11 protein-coding genes and 1 riboswitch are annotated in these 14,776 nt (G+C 48.0%); all 11 genes read left to right on the forward strand.

Going from position 1 to position 14,776, the window contains the following annotated elements; translation table 11 throughout:
* Positions 1–200: 200 nt before the first annotated feature.
* The 11 genes from IEY13_RS04095 (at position 201) to IEY13_RS04145 (ending at position 14,772) form a co-directional block, all read left to right on the forward strand.
* A complete protein-coding gene (locus IEY13_RS04095; protein ID WP_229687717.1) occupies positions 201–2,759 on the forward strand; it encodes a zinc-dependent metalloprotease in 2,559 nt (852 codons plus the stop codon).
* Between the two features lie 70 nt (positions 2,760–2,829).
* Positions 2,830–3,963 (forward strand): acetyltransferase domain-containing protein, encoded by a 1,134-nt coding sequence (locus tag IEY13_RS04100; protein WP_188950675.1) that lies wholly within the window; start codon positions 2,830–2,832, stop codon positions 3,961–3,963.
* Between the two features lie 129 nt (positions 3,964–4,092).
* Complete coding sequence (locus IEY13_RS04105) at positions 4,093–4,662, forward strand: YceI family protein (RefSeq protein ID WP_188950676.1); 570 nt, start codon at positions 4,093–4,095, stop codon at positions 4,660–4,662.
* A 68-nt stretch (positions 4,663–4,730) separates the two neighbouring features.
* Positions 4,731–5,261 (forward strand): YceI family protein, encoded by a 531-nt coding sequence (locus IEY13_RS04110; RefSeq protein WP_188950677.1) that lies wholly within the window; start codon positions 4,731–4,733, stop codon positions 5,259–5,261.
* 28 nt (positions 5,262–5,289) lie between these two features.
* Positions 5,290–5,688, forward strand: a complete 399-nt coding sequence (locus IEY13_RS04115; protein ID WP_188950678.1) for a hypothetical protein — start codon at positions 5,290–5,292, stop codon at positions 5,686–5,688.
* Positions 5,689–5,872: 184 nt separating this feature from the next.
* Positions 5,873–5,967: riboswitch (TPP riboswitch) on the forward strand.
* A 53-nt stretch (positions 5,968–6,020) separates the two neighbouring features.
* The gene (gene thiM / locus IEY13_RS04120; RefSeq protein ID WP_188950679.1) at positions 6,021–6,836 is read left to right on the forward strand and encodes a hydroxyethylthiazole kinase; all 816 of its coding nucleotides are present in this window, start codon (positions 6,021–6,023) and stop codon (positions 6,834–6,836) included.
* On the forward strand, positions 6,823–7,467 hold the full coding sequence (gene thiE / locus IEY13_RS04125) for a thiamine phosphate synthase (protein ID WP_188950680.1): 645 nt from the start codon (positions 6,823–6,825) through the stop codon (positions 7,465–7,467). Before thiM ends, thiE begins: the two co-directional genes overlap by 14 nt.
* A gap of 18 nt (positions 7,468–7,485) precedes the next feature.
* On the forward strand, positions 7,486–8,319 hold the full coding sequence (gene thiD / locus IEY13_RS04130; RefSeq protein ID WP_188950681.1) for a bifunctional hydroxymethylpyrimidine kinase/phosphomethylpyrimidine kinase: 834 nt from the start codon (positions 7,486–7,488) through the stop codon (positions 8,317–8,319).
* Positions 8,306–8,959, forward strand: coding sequence for a thiaminase II (tenA, locus tag IEY13_RS04135; RefSeq protein ID WP_188950682.1), 654 nt, complete (start codon positions 8,306–8,308; stop codon positions 8,957–8,959). The genes thiD and tenA overlap by 14 nt, the downstream gene beginning before the upstream one ends.
* 107 nt (positions 8,960–9,066) lie before the next feature.
* Entirely contained in the window at positions 9,067–12,357 is a 3,291-nt protein-coding gene (locus tag IEY13_RS04140) for a glycosyl hydrolase (protein WP_229687718.1), read from the forward strand.
* A gap of 45 nt (positions 12,358–12,402) precedes the next feature.
* Positions 12,403–14,772, forward strand: coding sequence for a glycoside hydrolase family 2 TIM barrel-domain containing protein (locus tag IEY13_RS04145; protein ID WP_188950683.1), 2,370 nt, complete (start codon positions 12,403–12,405; stop codon positions 14,770–14,772).
* The last annotated feature ends 4 nt before the right edge of the window (positions 14,773–14,776 follow it).

Below are 14,776 nucleotides of genomic sequence, written 5' to 3' on the forward strand. Positions count from 1 at the left end.
ACCCTATTTTTGGAACCGAAACAAAGAAATTTTGCAACCAGACTGCTCCTCCAATTGCCTGAGCCTAAGGCGGGTATCGAAAATATTGCTGTCAGATGCAATGTTCCATTGTGCTAACCATTCTATGATCGGCCCCGATAGTAACCATTTTCACAAACCATTATTGTTTATAGTTAGAGTTTAAATTGTTAAGTTGAATTATGCGTAAATCTTACCTGATTTTCTCGGTTTGTCTGGGTATTGGCGTAACAGCTGGTGCACAACGGAAAAAGCCGACTACTCCGGCGCCGGACACAGCCAGAAAACAAACCATGTCGCCCATGATGGGAGCGCCCGGAATGGGCCGCCCGCAGGGAGCGCCTTCCCAGGGGCCAAAGCCTTATAAGGAAGTAATTACCGGAAAAGCGGTTACCCAAAGCGGTATGTTTAAGGTACACAAGGTGGAAGACCGTTACTTTTTTGAACTGGCCGATTCCATTCTTAACCGTGATATTCTGGTGGTGAGCCGTATATCCAAGGCTGCCGTAGGTGGCCGCGCACAAATGATGGGGTATGCCGGAGACGAGATTAACGAAAACGTAATCCGTTTTGAAAAAGGGCCTAACAACAAGGTGTTTCTGAAAAGCATCTCTTACATGGAGATGAGTTCAGATTCTTCTAAAAACGGTATGTTCCGTTCTGTATTAAACAGCAACCTGCAACCTATTGCACAGGCATTTGATATTAAAGCGGTAAATAAAGATTCCGCTTCTGACAAAAGCGCCGTGGTAATAGATGTAACAGAATATATAGGCGGCGATAACGATATCCTGTTCTTTGATGCTTCTGTTAAAAAGGGCTTATCACTGGGCATGATGGCTTCTGACCGTTCTTATGTGGAAGACATTAAGGCCTATCCCATGAACGTGGAAATTAAAACCGTAAAAACCTATAACAAGCAGGCGGCTAACCCAATGATGGGTGGTGCTTCAGGCCCGGCTACGTATGAGCTGAACAGCTCTATGGTGCTGTTGCCTAAAGTGCCTATGAAGTCGCGCTACTTTGATAGCCGTGTAGGTTATTTTGCTACCGGTTATACCGATTTTGATGCAAACCCGCAGGGTGTAAAAAGGGTGAGCATGATTACCCGTTTCAGACTGGAGCCTAAAGCAGAAGATGTAGAAAAATACAAGCGTGGCGAACTGGTGGAACCTAAAGAGCCCATTGTATATTATATAGACCCTGCTACGCCTAAAAAGTGGGTGCCTTACCTGATTGCAGGTGTTAACGACTGGCAGGCTGCTTTTGAAAAAGCGGGTTTTAAAAATGCCATCGTTGCCAAAGAAGTGCCTGCAGGTGATTCTACTTTTGGTTTGGAAGATGCGCGTCACAACGTAATCATCTACAAACCTTCTGATATTCCTAATGCCAGCGGTCCGCACGTACACGACCCCCGCAGCGGTGAAATCATGGAAACACACGTAAACTGGTACCACAACGTAATGAGCCTGGTGCACAACTGGTATATGGTACAGGCGGCGGCTATTGATCCTAAAGCCCGTAAAATGCAGTTTGATGATGAACTGATGGGCCAGCTGATCCGCTTCGTGTCTTCTCACGAAATTGGTCACACTTTAGGTCTGCGCCACAACTTTGGTTCTTCTTCTACCGTTCCGGTAGAAAAGCTGCGCGACAAAGCGTTTGTAGAAGCCAACGGCCACACACCTTCTATTATGGACTATGCGCGTTTCAACTACGTGGCACAGCCCGAAGATAACATTACAGAAAAAGGCATCTTCCCCCGTATTGGCGATTACGATATGTGGGCTATTGAGTGGGGTTACAAATGGAAGCCTGAGTTTGCTACCGGTGCTGACGAAAAAGAATGGAGCAACAAATGGATTATCGAGCGTTTAAACGCCAACAAGCGTTTATGGTTTGGTACTGAAATGGACCAGAACGACCCCCGTTGCCAGAACGAAGACCTGGGCGATAATGCTATGAAGGCAAGCGCTTACGGTATTAAAAATCTGCAACGTATTATTCCGCAACTGGAGCAGTGGACAAAACAATCTGCTGAAGGTTATGATGATCTGAAAACAATGTACGGTGAAGTAACCGGACAGTTCAGCCGTTATATGGGCCACGTTGCCAAAAACATTGGCGGTATTTATACTACGCCTAAAAGCGTAGAGCAGGGTGGAGACGTATTTGAGTACGTGCCTAAAGCTACCCAGAAAGAAGCCATGCAGTTTTTACAGCAGCAGCTGTTTACCACGCCTGAGTGGCTGGTTAATAAAAGAATTGCAAGTGTAACCGGTACCAGCGGGCTCAGCTCTATTGCGTCTGTTCAAACCTATACACTGGCACGTATTATGAACACGGCTACGCTGAACAAACTGGTTCAGTTTGAAGCGGCCAGCCCTGCTACAGCGTACAGTGCTTCTGAAATGCTGAACGATCTGAAGAAAGGTATTTTCAGCGAGCTGCCTGCACGTAAAGCTATCAGCATCTATCGCAGAAACCTGCAGAAGATTTATGTGAATGTACTGGCTGATATGGTAGCTCCGGCTCCTGCAACAGCACCTCAATTGCCCATGCAGCGTCCTTCCTTTAACCTGACTCCCATTACAGATGGTTTGTCTGTTGCCAAAGCACAGGCTAAATCTTTACTGTCTGAGATAAAGGCGGCGGCACCTGCAGCAGCTGATGCGGCAACCCGTGCACACTTACAGGATCTGGCTGACCGTTTAACCACGGCGCTGGATAACAAAAAGTAAATCCACCGGATAATAACCGGAAATTGAATAAAAGGGAAAGCGGAATGCTTTCCCTTTTTTAATTTTAAGCATGCAAGTGCAACCAAAACAACGTATTCAGTCCATCGACGTACTGCGGGGAATAGTGATGATTATTATGGCATTAGACCATGTGCGTGACTTTTTCTCCAATGCCCGTTTCGATCCTACGGATCTTTCACAAACAACTATTCCTTATTTCTTTACCCGGTTTATTACCCATTACTGTGCGCCGGTATTTGTATTCCTGTCGGGCATCAGCGCTTTTCTGGGATTATCGAAAGGAAAGACCAAACGGCAGCAATCTGCGTTTTTGTTAACAAGGGGGCTGTGGCTTATTGTGGCCGAAGTACTATTGGTTAACCCCGGATTCAGCTTTAACTGGGAGTTTTATTTTGTGGTAGGGCAGGTAATATGGGCTATTGGCTGGAGTATGATTGTGCTGGCTTGCTTGATCTATGTTAAGCCCGTGTATGCGGGCCTGCTGGGTATTATTATGATTACAGGGCATAATGCACTGGATGGCATACACGCAGCGGACTGGGGCAGCGGTGGCTGGTTATGGAATATACTGCACGAAACAGGTGTATTTAAGCTGCCTGACGGCCGTAAAGTGCTTACGCTATACCCACTGGTGCCCTGGATAGGTGTTATGTCGCTCGGATACTGGAGCGGACAGTTGTATAAAATGGAGGCAGATACACGTGTGAAAATATTGAAATATGCCGGGGTAGGCGCGCTGATATTGTTTGTGGTGCTGCGTTTTATAAACCTGTATGGCGATCTGCATCCGCGGGAAGTGTATGTAGAAAACTGGAAGAATATTTTATCTTTTATTAATGTGACGAAATATCCGCCCTCGCTGGATTATTTACTGGTTACACTGGGCCCTGCATGCCTTGTTTTAGCTGCAATGGACGGGGTGCAGGTGGGAGAGCGGCATCCGGCGCTGGTTTTTGGGCGGGTTCCGTTTTTCTATTATCTGCTGCATTTGTATCTGGCGCATGGGCTGGCCGTGTTAACGGGGTTGCTATTGGGAATGAAAAGTGCGGACGAATGGACGGGCTACAGCCTGCCGGTGGTGTATGGGGTATGGGGGCTGGTGGTGGTATTGCTGTATTTTCCCTGCCGGTGGTATATGGGTGTTAAAGCACGGCGGCGCGATTGGTGGTTAAGTTATCTATAACATTTGTACATACAATAGTCACTATACTACAGGTTACCTGCTGTAAATTATACACCGATATAAATACCTTTGCTTTCCGGAAAATACCCGGAGTAGATAAAAACAAAAACAGACTCAAAAAACACAATTATGAAAAGAATCGCAGTAGTAGCAGCCGGTCTGCTTATGTCAGTTGCTTCCTTTGCTCAAACATGGTCAGTAGACAAAGGACATTCCAGATTAGGTTTTGGTATTACCCACATGGGCATTTCTCTGTTTGAAGGTAACTTCAAAAGCTATGATGCAACCATTACTTCTTCTAAAGAAGATTTTTCTGATGCAGTATTTGAAGTATCTGCTGATGTTGCCAGCATTAACACTGACAACGAAAGAAGAGACGGTCACGTAAAAAGCGCTGACATGCTGGATGCTGAGAAGTTTCCTAAACTGACTTTCAAAAGCACTTCTATTTCTAAAGTTGCTGATAAGAAATACAAAGTAGTTGGTGACCTTACTTTCCACGGTGTAACCAAGCCGGTAACCCTGGAAGTAGTGTACAACGCTACTATCACTAACCCACAGAGCAAAAAGCAGATTGCAGGTTTCCGCATCACCGGTTCTTTCAAGCGTTCTGATTTTGGCATAGCTCCAGGTTTCAATACCTCTATGCTGAGCGATGACGTTCAACTGCTGGCTAACGGCGAGTTTGCTAAAAACTAATTATCTCAGATGTTCTTTCAGGGTGTTTGCCCTGAAAGAACTTTTTGTTTCACTGTAAATAACATCGCATGAAAAAGATCGCTCTTACTGCAGTGGCTGCGCTGGCGCTGGTAGTTACTTTTGCTTTTACCCTGGTACAGGGCTGGAAGATATCTGATAAGTGTAACATTACTTTTTCCGGTACCGGTGTAAACGGTATTTTCAAAAAGTTCTCTGGTTCTATAGCGTTTGATGAAAAGAACCTGGTTCAATCTAAATTTGATGTAGCTATTGATGTGGCTTCTATCAATACCGGTAATGGTTTGATGAACAAACATGCAAAAGATACTGAGTGGTTTGATGCTGCTAAATATCCTGCCATCAAATACACTTCTGCTAAAATTGTAAAAAGCGGCGCTGGTTATACGGCTACCGGTACCCTGGAAGTAAAGGGTGTGAAGAAAGAAGTAAGCCTGCCTTTTACCTTTACAGCAGCTGGCAGCGGTGCTACTTTTGCCGGTACTTTTAATATTAACCGCAACGACTTTAAAGTAGGTAAGCCAGGTGGTGATGTGGCAGATGTTATTAAAGTAGAAGTAAGCATTCCTGTAACAAAGTAGTCTTTACAGTTACCCTCAATTGAAATATATGTTTAAGAAAGCATTGTTACTGGGCATTATTTCCGGCGCGCTGGCAGGCTTAGCTTCGGTAGTATATCAGAATAAGGTATATCTGGAGGCTACCGGCGTTGAGTTTGCTATTGTAAAACCGCTGAACATTTTTGCTGCCAGCATAGCCGGTGGTTTACTGGCCGCTATTGGTTTTACCTTGCTTACCCGCTTTTTAAAAGCAAAGGGTGAAATTGTGTTCAACCTGTTATTTGCTATACTGTCTTTTGCCAGTATTCTGTTGCCCGTGGGGTATAAGCTGCCGCTGGATGCAGAAGCGCCCGAACTGTTTTACGGTCTGGCTATTCCCATGCACTTTTTTCCGGCACTGGGCTGGTTTACGCTAAAGCCGCTTTTCTTTCCTTCAAAGCAGGCGTAAGTACATAGTATATATGCAGTTAAAGTTGACGGTTTACGCTGTGTAACCGGCCAACTTCAACTGCCTCTGTGGCTGCTTACTGTTTTCCCTTCTTTTCTTGCCACAGCCGTTTGCCGGCAACACCGGCCCATAAACCGCGGCATTTTACAGCCGGTTACTGCATTCAACTATTTCCCATAACTTGCGGGTGCTTTAGGGGTGTCCTGGCAGAGGACTGAGATCATACCCTTAGTACCTGATATGGTTGGTACCATCGTAGGGAAAAGCTATGATATATTGTGCTGCTCTGCCTGTATTTCCCCTCATTCATCACTGAGAACCTTCTGTATATTATGGTACAACCTAAGCAACTCTGGCACCGGGTACTTGCTGTGCGCAATGCCGGCCCTTTAGTGCATAACATTACCAACTATGTGGTAATGAACAATACTGCCAATGCATTGCTGGCGGTAGGTGCATCACCGGTTATGGCGCATGCACATGAAGAAATGAATGATATGGTAAGCATTGCCGGTGCGCTGGTTGTGAATATAGGTACGCTGGATGCGTATTGGGTAGAGAGTATGCAAAAGGCAATTCTACAGGCAAAGAACCTGCAAAAGCCCTGGGTGCTGGATCCGGTTGGTGCGGGCGCCAGTGCTTACCGTAATACCGTGCTGATACAATTGCTGCACACACATACCCCTTCTGTAATACGGGGCAATGCTTCTGAAATTATGTCGCTGGCACATACCAGTGCTGCTACCAAAGGTGTGGACAGTGTACATACCAGCGAGCAGGCTTTGCGCGCTGCTGCTGCGGTAAGCAATACGTTTGATTGTGTGGTATGTGTATCTGGCGAAACAGATTTTATTGTTTATAAAGACACTATTACAGGTGTAAGCAACGGCTCGCCACTGATGACGCGCGTAACCGGCCTGGGCTGTACTGCCTCCGCTATTACCGGTGCATTTTGTGCAGTGGCAGAGGGGCATTATACAGAAGCTACCATTGCTGCTATGGCGCTGATGGGTATTGCCGGTGAGCTGGCAGCAGAAAAAGCAGCAGGCCCCGGTACCTTACAGTTGCACTTTCTGGATGCCTTGTATAACATTACCGAAGAAGATTTTGTAGCGCGTATAAAGCTTTCTGCCCATGATGCCGTTTAGTTACAGACTGTATCTGGTAACGGATGAGCAGGCTTGTCTGGGGCGCGATTTGTTTTGGGTGGTAGAAGAAGCCATTAAAGGTGGGGTAGACGTGGTGCAGCTGCGGGAGAAGCAACTGGATACACCTGCTTTTATCCAAAAGGCAGAGCGGCTGAAGCAGTTGCTGGATAAATATCATGTTCCGTTAATTATTAATGATAATGTAGAAGTTGCTAAGGCTGTGCAGGCGTATGGTATTCATGTGGGCAACAGCGATCAGAGCCCGGTTACTGTACGCGCACAATTAGGGGCAGAGGCAGCTATTGGTTATTCAATAGAATATGAAACGCAGCTGTCTACAGCCAATGCTGCAGTAGCAGATTACCTGGCACTCAGCCCCATCTTTGCTACACCCACCAAAACAGATACGGTAACGGAGTGGGGGCTGGAAGGTATTGCCCATATACGCAAACAAACACAGAAGCCACTGGTGGCCATTGGCCATATAGCTGCTGATAACGCAGGTAGTATTATAAAAGCCGGTGCAGATTGTTTGGCGGTAGTATCAGCCATCTGCTCTGCTGAACATCCGGCATATGCAGCAGAAAAAATCAGAATTGAAATTGAAAGGGCTGCCGCAGGCAGCCTGTAATGCAATATTCCAATATTTATGAAACAATACAGGTATGCTGCTGTGCTAACCATTGCCGGCTCTGACAGTGGCGGAGGGGCCGGGATACAGGCGGATATAAAGACCATGTCGGCACTGGGCTGCTACGCTACCTCTGCCATTACTGCTATTACGGTACAGAATACATTAGGTGTTACCGGCATTCACTCCGTGCCTGCAGATATTGTACGCGGGCAGGTAGATGCGGTGATGACAGATATACAACCACAGGCTATTAAAATAGGCATGGTACATAGTGCAGCATTAGCGGTTACACTGGCAGATGCACTGGGTGCTTACCCGGAAGTGCCGGTGGTGCTGGACCCTGTAATGATATCTACCAGCGGGCATAAGCTGATAGAAGACGAAACCATCAACCTGCTGAAAGAACGGTTGTTTCCATTAGCAGCATTAATTACCCCCAACCTGGATGAAGCAGCGGTGCTTTGTGGCAGACCACTGCAATCGGTAGAAGATATGAAGCAGGCAGCAGACCTGCTGCTGCAAACCGGATGCAGTGCCGTACTAATCAAAGGCGGGCATTTGAAGGGAGAAAAGGTGTATGATGTATACAAAAGCTTTGAGGGGGAAGAACTGGTGCTGGAGAGCGACTGGATAGATAGCCGCAATGTACATGGCACGGGCTGCACCTTATCTTCTGCCATAGCATCGTACCTGGCGTTGGGCAATGGTTTACAGCAGTCGGTAATGCTGGCCAAAGCTTATATTACGGAAGCCATAGCAGCAGGCAGTAATGTAGTTACCGGCAAAGGCAGCGGCCCGCTGAATCATTTTTTTCAACCACAGCAATTACAGAAATATGCAATGGAGTAAACAGGCATGGGAGGCAATAGCGCCCATTTATCAACGTATACTGGAGCTGCCCTTTAATCAGGAACTGATGCAGGGTACTTTGTTAAAAGAACGTTTTGCTTTTTATATAGGGCAGGATGCGGTGTATCTGGATGCGTTTAGCAAAGTGCTGTCGCTGATTGCAGCCCGTGCGCAGCAAACGCAGCAGTCGCTGGATTTTATCCGTTTTGCAGAAGGGGCTATTGTGGTAGAGCAGGCATTGCATGCAGGCTTTTTTCAGCAGCTGCAACTGGCAGATAAACCGGTGGCTTCACCTTCCTGTTTGCTGTATACACAGTACCTGTACAGCACGGCTGCGTTACAACAGGTAGAAGTGGCTATGGCGGCAGTGCTGCCTTGTTTCTGGATATATAAAGCAGTAGGCGATTATATATATGCACATCAGGTAAAAGAGGGCAACCCTTATCAGGAATGGATTAACACCTATGCAGGTGAAGCCTTCGGTATTACCGTACAAAAAGCCATTGCTATATGTGATACGGTAGCGGCCAGCTGCACACCTGCCCAGCAGCAGCAAATGACCAATGCTTTTGTAATGGCTTCGCGCATGGAATGGATGTTCTGGAACAGCGCATGGCAGATGGAACAATGGCCTGTATAACAGGTGGGGTGTAAGATAGTCCATCTATATCCAAAATAATTTGAACAGAAGCGTGTAACAGGGGGCTGGTTTTTGCCATCACATTGTATTTTTGGCATATGCTTGATATGAAAAAAATGGTAGCTCCCCTGTTACTGGCCGCTCTTACGGCACAAGCACAACAGGCTCCGGTAAAATCTTCACCGGCTGGTATTACTGATGTTTACAGGCAGTTTCAGCAGCCCTCTGCACAGGCAGCACCCTGGGTGTTGTGGTACTGGATGCAGGCAGGTGTATCAAAAGCAGGTATTACAGCCGATTTGCAGGCCATGAAGGCAGCAGGCCTGGGTGGCGCTTACATTGTATGCGTAAAAGGAAAAACCAACCCTCCGTTGTACACACCGGCAGTGGAACAGTTAACACCGGAGTGGTGGGAGATGATTCGTTTTTCTTTAGCAGAAGCAGCCCGTTTACACCTGAAACTGGGCCTGCATGTGAGTGATGGCTTTGCTTTGGCAGGTGGCCCGTGGATTACCCCGGAAAATTCTATGCAAAAACTGGTATGGAGTGAGAAGATTGTCCATGGTGGTCAATTGTTTACAGATACCTTACCCACACCGGCACATTATAAAGATTATTATCGTGATGTGGCGGTGTATGCTTATCCGGCACCTGCTGATGCAGAAACCAACACACAAAACCAAACACCGGTAGTTACTACCAGTATACCTGGCGCAGATGCTTCTTATCTGCTTACGCCGGGCAATAACAAAAACTTCAGTTCGGGCGATAGCTGCTGGATTCAGTATGCTTTTGCAAAGCCCTTCACCTGCCGCAATATTACCGTTACCACCAATGGCACCAATTACCAGGCACACCGCCTGATAGTAGAGGTGAGCGATGATGGTATACATTTCCGGCGCATTACCCGTCTGGTACCACCAAGGCATGGCTGGCAGGATGTGGATGAATCTGTAACCAACGCCATACCGGCAGTTACTGCCCGTTATTTCCGTTTTGTGTATAGCAAAAAAGGCTCAGAACCGGGTGCGGAAGATCTGGATGCAGCTAAATGGAAGCCCTCACTTAAGCTGCGTGGTTTAACGCTTTCCGGCGCACCACGTATTCATCAGTACGAAGGCAAGAACGGTGCTATATGGCGCATTAGTGAGCGTACCACCGCACAGCAGCTTACTGCTAAAGATGCCATTCCTTTACAAAAAATAATATCCTTAGCCGGTAAGCTGGATGCACAGGGCCGCTTAAAATGGCAGGTGCCTGCCGGTAAATGGTGTATACTGCGCGTAGGCCATACCTCTACCGGGCATACCAATGCCACCGGTGGTGCAGGTATAGGGCTGGAATGTGATAAGTTTAGTGTAGCAGCGGTAAACACACAGTTCGATCATTGGTTTGGCGAAGCCTTCCGCCGCAACAGGGAGCTGGCGCAGCAGGTATTGAAAGTGTTTTATGTAGATAGCTGGGAGTGTGGCAGCCAGAACTGGTCTGGCATATTCCGCGATGAGTTCCGCCGCCGCAGGGGGTATGATATATTGCCCTGGTTGCCGGTAATGGCAGGTGTTCCGGTAGAAAGCGTACAGCGCACAGAAAAGGTGTTGTACGATGTACGCCAAACCATAGCAGAACTGGTGAAAGATGTGTTTTATAAAACACTGGCCGATCTGGCACATCGCCACGACTGTGCATTTACCGCAGAAAGTGTGGCACCTACCATGATGAGCGATGGCATGTTACATTACAGCCTGGTTGATATACCTATGAGCGAATTCTGGCTGAACAGCCCCACGCACGATAAACCCAACGATATGCTGGATGCCACATCGGCAGCACATATCTACGGTAAAAACATTGTACAGGCAGAAGCCTTTACCACACTGCGGATGAACTGGAACGAACATCCCGGCATGATGAAAACCACGCAGGACCGTAACTATGCCCTGGGCGTAAACCGCCTGGTATACCATGTGTTTACACACAACCCGTGGACAGACCGCAAGCCGGGTATGACACTGGACGGGGTGGGCATGTATTTTCAACGCGATCAAACCTGGTGGAAGCCGGGTAGTGCCTGGGTAGATTATGCCCGCCGTTGCCAGGCGTTGCTGCAACTGGGTAAGCCGGTTGCGGATATAGCAGTGTTTACCGGTGGTGAGTTACCGCGCAGAGCTATTTTACCTGATAAGCTGGTAAGCACACTGCCAGGTATATATGGCCCGGAGCGTGTGGCACAGGAAGCAAAACGCCTGGCCAATGCCGGTGAGCCTGTACGGGCTATACCCGATGGGGTTACCCACAGCGCCAACATGGCCGATCCCGACAAATGGGTGAACCCGCTGCGTGGGTATGCTTACGACTCGTTTAATGAAGATGCATTGCTGAACCTGGCTACTGTGCGTAACAAACGTATTGAGTTACCCGGTGGGGCAGTATATCCCTTACTGGTAATACCGGTTAAGAACAACCGCATGCCGGGCTCAGCTATCATACACCCCGCAGTGGCTAAGAAACTGGCTGCCTGGAAACGCCAGGGACTGCCCATTATTCAGAAGCCTTATGAACAAAGCACGTTTGATGCGCTGGGTGTAGCGCGTGATGTTGTGGTGAAGCATGCCGATGGTAAACATGCAGAAGGCATAGCCTGGACACACAGAACAGGCGATGATTTTGATATTTATTTTATAGGCAATCAGCTGGATACTACCCGTGTAATACAGCTGAGCGTAAGGGCAACCGGTAAAGTTCCTGAGCTCTGGAACCCGGTTACCGGTGATACCATGGTGGCGCGTACCTATAGCAGTGAAGGGGTATACACCACGCTACCGGTACAGCTGCAACCAAACGCCTCTGTGTTTGTGGTACTGCAACGCAAGGCTACACAAAAGCAAAGTAACAGCGGCCTTAACTGGGCTTTAACGGATACCTTACAATTTTTGCAGCCTCACTGGCGTGTTAGCTTTGATACGGCCGCAGGGGGCCCTGTAACGCCGGTTGAAACCAAACAGCTGCAAAGCTGGACGGCGTTTGCAGACGCTGGTGTAAAGTATTATTCGGGAACGGCCGCTTATACCACAGTGTTTACACATCAGGCTACAGGTACTCCGGGCAGAATAAAACTGTCGCTGGGTAAGGTGGCCGATATGGCTACGGTGGAGGTGAATGGCAAACCCTGTGGTACTGCCTGGACCGCCCCTTATGAGGTGGACATTACAGATGCAGTGGTAAGTGGTGAAAATAAACTGACCATACAGGTTACCAACACCTGGGGCAACCGTATTATAGGCGACCATGTACCGGGCGCAACACCCCGTACCTGGACAACCGCACCTTACCGCCTGGAAAATAAGCCGCTGCAACCAGCGGGATTACTGGGGCCGGTAGCACTGGTAGCAGAACGTTAGATAAGTTGTTTCGATTGACTGATTTCTGATTATGAAGTTGTGATTATGAAAAAGATATTTTACCTGTTCTTAGGACTCCTGGCCACCAGTGCGCAGGCGCAAACGGTATTGTTTGATAACGACTGGCGTTTTTACCGTGGTGATACTACTGCGGCAGCACAGGTTGCCTTTAACGATAAAAGCTGGCGCACGGTAGACCTGCCGCACGATTGGAGTATAGAAAACCTGCCCGGTACTGCTTCTCCGTTTTCTCCGGATGCTATCAGCGGTGTAAGCGGTGGTTTTACCACGGGCGGCACCGGCTGGTACCGCAAAAGCTTTCAGGTATCTGCCACAGAAGCACAAAAGCTGCATTACGTGCAGTTTGAAGGTGTTTATATGAATGCAGATGTGTGGCTGAATGGTGTACACCTGGGCTGCCATCCTTACGGGTATACTTCTTTCTGGCTGGCGCTGACGGGTGTAAAAGCTGGTACCAACGTAATTGCAGTACGTGTACAGAACGAGGGTAGAAACAGCCGCTGGTATAGCGGCTCGGGTATTTACCGCCATGTATGGTTGCGTACCGCAGAAGCGTTACATATTGCCCCCTGGGGTGTATCTGTAACCACCCCGCAGGTAAATGGCGCACAAGCTACGGTGGCCATAGAAACGGGTGTACTGAATCAGCAGGCCAAAGCGGTGCAGGCTACTGTGGTTACTACCCTGTACACGCCCGATAACCGCATAGCCGGCACGGTAAAACAAACGCAGCAGGTTGCAGGTAAGGGTAAAGGTGCTTTTAAGGGCCAGGTACTTGTTAAACAGCCACAATTATGGTCAACAGATCAGCCCGCTTTATATAAAGTTGTAACGGAAACTTTTGTAAATGGTAAACGTACTGATAAGTTGGTTACCAATGCAGGCATTCGTTCTATTGCGTTTAGTGCAGAGAAAGGGTTTGAGCTGAACGGCAAAACCGTAAAGCTACAGGGTGGCTGTGTACACCACGATAACGGTGCGCTGGGTGCCAAAGCTTACGACCATGCAGAGGAGCGGAGAGTAGCCCTGCTGAAAGCCAGTGGCTTCAATGCTATCCGCTGCTCGCACAATCCGCCATCACCTGCTTTTCTGGATGCCTGCGATCGTTTGGGGATGCTGGTGATTGATGAAGCCTTTGATATGTGGGCAGATAAAAAGAACAAACAGGATTATCACTTATACTTTAAAGACTGGTGGCAGCGTGATGTGGAAAGCATGCTGCATCGCGATCGCAACCACCCTTCCATTATTATGTGGAGCACCGGTAATGAAATTCCTAACCGCGATAAGCCCGAAGTGGTAATGGTAGCAAAAACGCTGGCAGACCATATCCGCAGCATTGATAATACCCGGCCGGTTACCTGTGGTGTTAATGGTATTGAAGAAAACAAAGACCCTTTTATTGCCACGCTGGATGTGGCAGGTTACAACTACGCTCCAGACAAGTACGGGTATGACCACAAGCGTTTACCGCAGCGTATTATGTATGGCACAGAGTCGTTTGCCAAAGAGTCTTTTGAATACTGGCGCGAAGTACAGAAGCATAGTTATGTAATTGGTGATTTTGTATGGACGGCATTTGACCATATTGGCGAAGCCAGCATTGGATGGCTGGGCTATCCGCAGAACAAAAACTTCTACCCCTGGAACCTGGCTTATTGTGGTGATATAGATATCTGCGGCTGGAAGCGTCCGCAATCGTACTATCGCGATGCCCTCTGGAAAACCAATCAGTTGTCGCTGTTTGTAGAATGCCCGGTACGTACCTTTCCGCAGATAAACCTGAAGCCGGAAGTGTGGGCCCGTTGGGACTGGAAAGATGTGCAGGACAGTTGGCAATGGCCTCAGTTTACCGATAGCATTATTACCGTAACAGCCTATAGCTCCTGCGAAGAAGTAGAACTGTTACTGAATGGCCGTTCTTTGGGCAGGCAATCAACCGATACCACACATCGCTTACAAGCCAGCTGGAAAGTGCCTTACAGGGCAGGCGAATTAAAAGCGGTGGGGTACAGTGGTGGCAAGGCTGTTGCAGAAAGCCGTTTACAAACGGCGGAAGCGGTTGCAGCAGTGAAGATAAAAGCAGACCGGGATACGTTGACAGCCAACAATCAGGACCTGAGTTATTTTACTATTGAACTTACTGATAAAAAAGGCGTACTGCATACGCAGGCAGATAATCTGCTGCACTTTACAGTGGAAGGCCCTGCTACCATAGCAGGAGTGGGTAATGCCAACCCATCCAGCATTGAAAGCTTTCAGGAGCCGCAACGCAAAGCGTGGAGAGGCAAGTGTCAGCTGATAGTAAAAGCCGGTAAGCAGAAGGGCATAGTGAAAGTGAAGGTAAGTGGGGAAGGGCTGCAGCCTGCGGAATACAGTATAGTTATCAGGTAGCGCG

It is taken from the genome of Filimonas zeae, from assembly GCF_014641615.1.
GTDB classification, from domain to species: domain Bacteria; phylum Bacteroidota; class Bacteroidia; order Chitinophagales; family Chitinophagaceae; genus Filimonas; species Filimonas zeae.

What these genes read in the sequence shown, in the direction of transcription:
- thiE (WP_188950680.1), top strand. Translation starts at nt 6,823, where the DNA reads ATGATGCCGTTTAGTTACAGACTGTATCTGGTAACGGATGAGCAGGCT.
- tenA (WP_188950682.1), top strand. Translation starts at nt 8,306, where the DNA reads ATGCAATGGAGTAAACAGGCATGGGAGGCAATAGCGCCCATTTATCAA.
- thiD (WP_188950681.1), top strand. Translation starts at nt 7,486, where the DNA reads ATGAAACAATACAGGTATGCTGCTGTGCTAACCATTGCCGGCTCTGAC.
- IEY13_RS04145 (WP_188950683.1), top strand. Translation starts at nt 12,403, where the DNA reads ATGAAAAAGATATTTTACCTGTTCTTAGGACTCCTGGCCACCAGTGCG.
- IEY13_RS04140 (WP_229687718.1), top strand. Translation starts at nt 9,067, where the DNA reads ATGAAAAAAATGGTAGCTCCCCTGTTACTGGCCGCTCTTACGGCACAA.
- IEY13_RS04110 (WP_188950677.1), top strand. Translation starts at nt 4,731, where the DNA reads ATGAAAAAGATCGCTCTTACTGCAGTGGCTGCGCTGGCGCTGGTAGTT.
- IEY13_RS04100 (WP_188950675.1), top strand. Translation starts at nt 2,830, where the DNA reads ATGCAAGTGCAACCAAAACAACGTATTCAGTCCATCGACGTACTGCGG.
- IEY13_RS04115 (WP_188950678.1), top strand. Translation starts at nt 5,290, where the DNA reads ATGTTTAAGAAAGCATTGTTACTGGGCATTATTTCCGGCGCGCTGGCA.
- IEY13_RS04105 (WP_188950676.1), top strand. Translation starts at nt 4,093, where the DNA reads ATGAAAAGAATCGCAGTAGTAGCAGCCGGTCTGCTTATGTCAGTTGCT.
- thiM (WP_188950679.1), top strand. Translation starts at nt 6,021, where the DNA reads ATGGTACAACCTAAGCAACTCTGGCACCGGGTACTTGCTGTGCGCAAT.
- IEY13_RS04095 (WP_229687717.1), top strand. Translation starts at nt 201, where the DNA reads ATGCGTAAATCTTACCTGATTTTCTCGGTTTGTCTGGGTATTGGCGTA.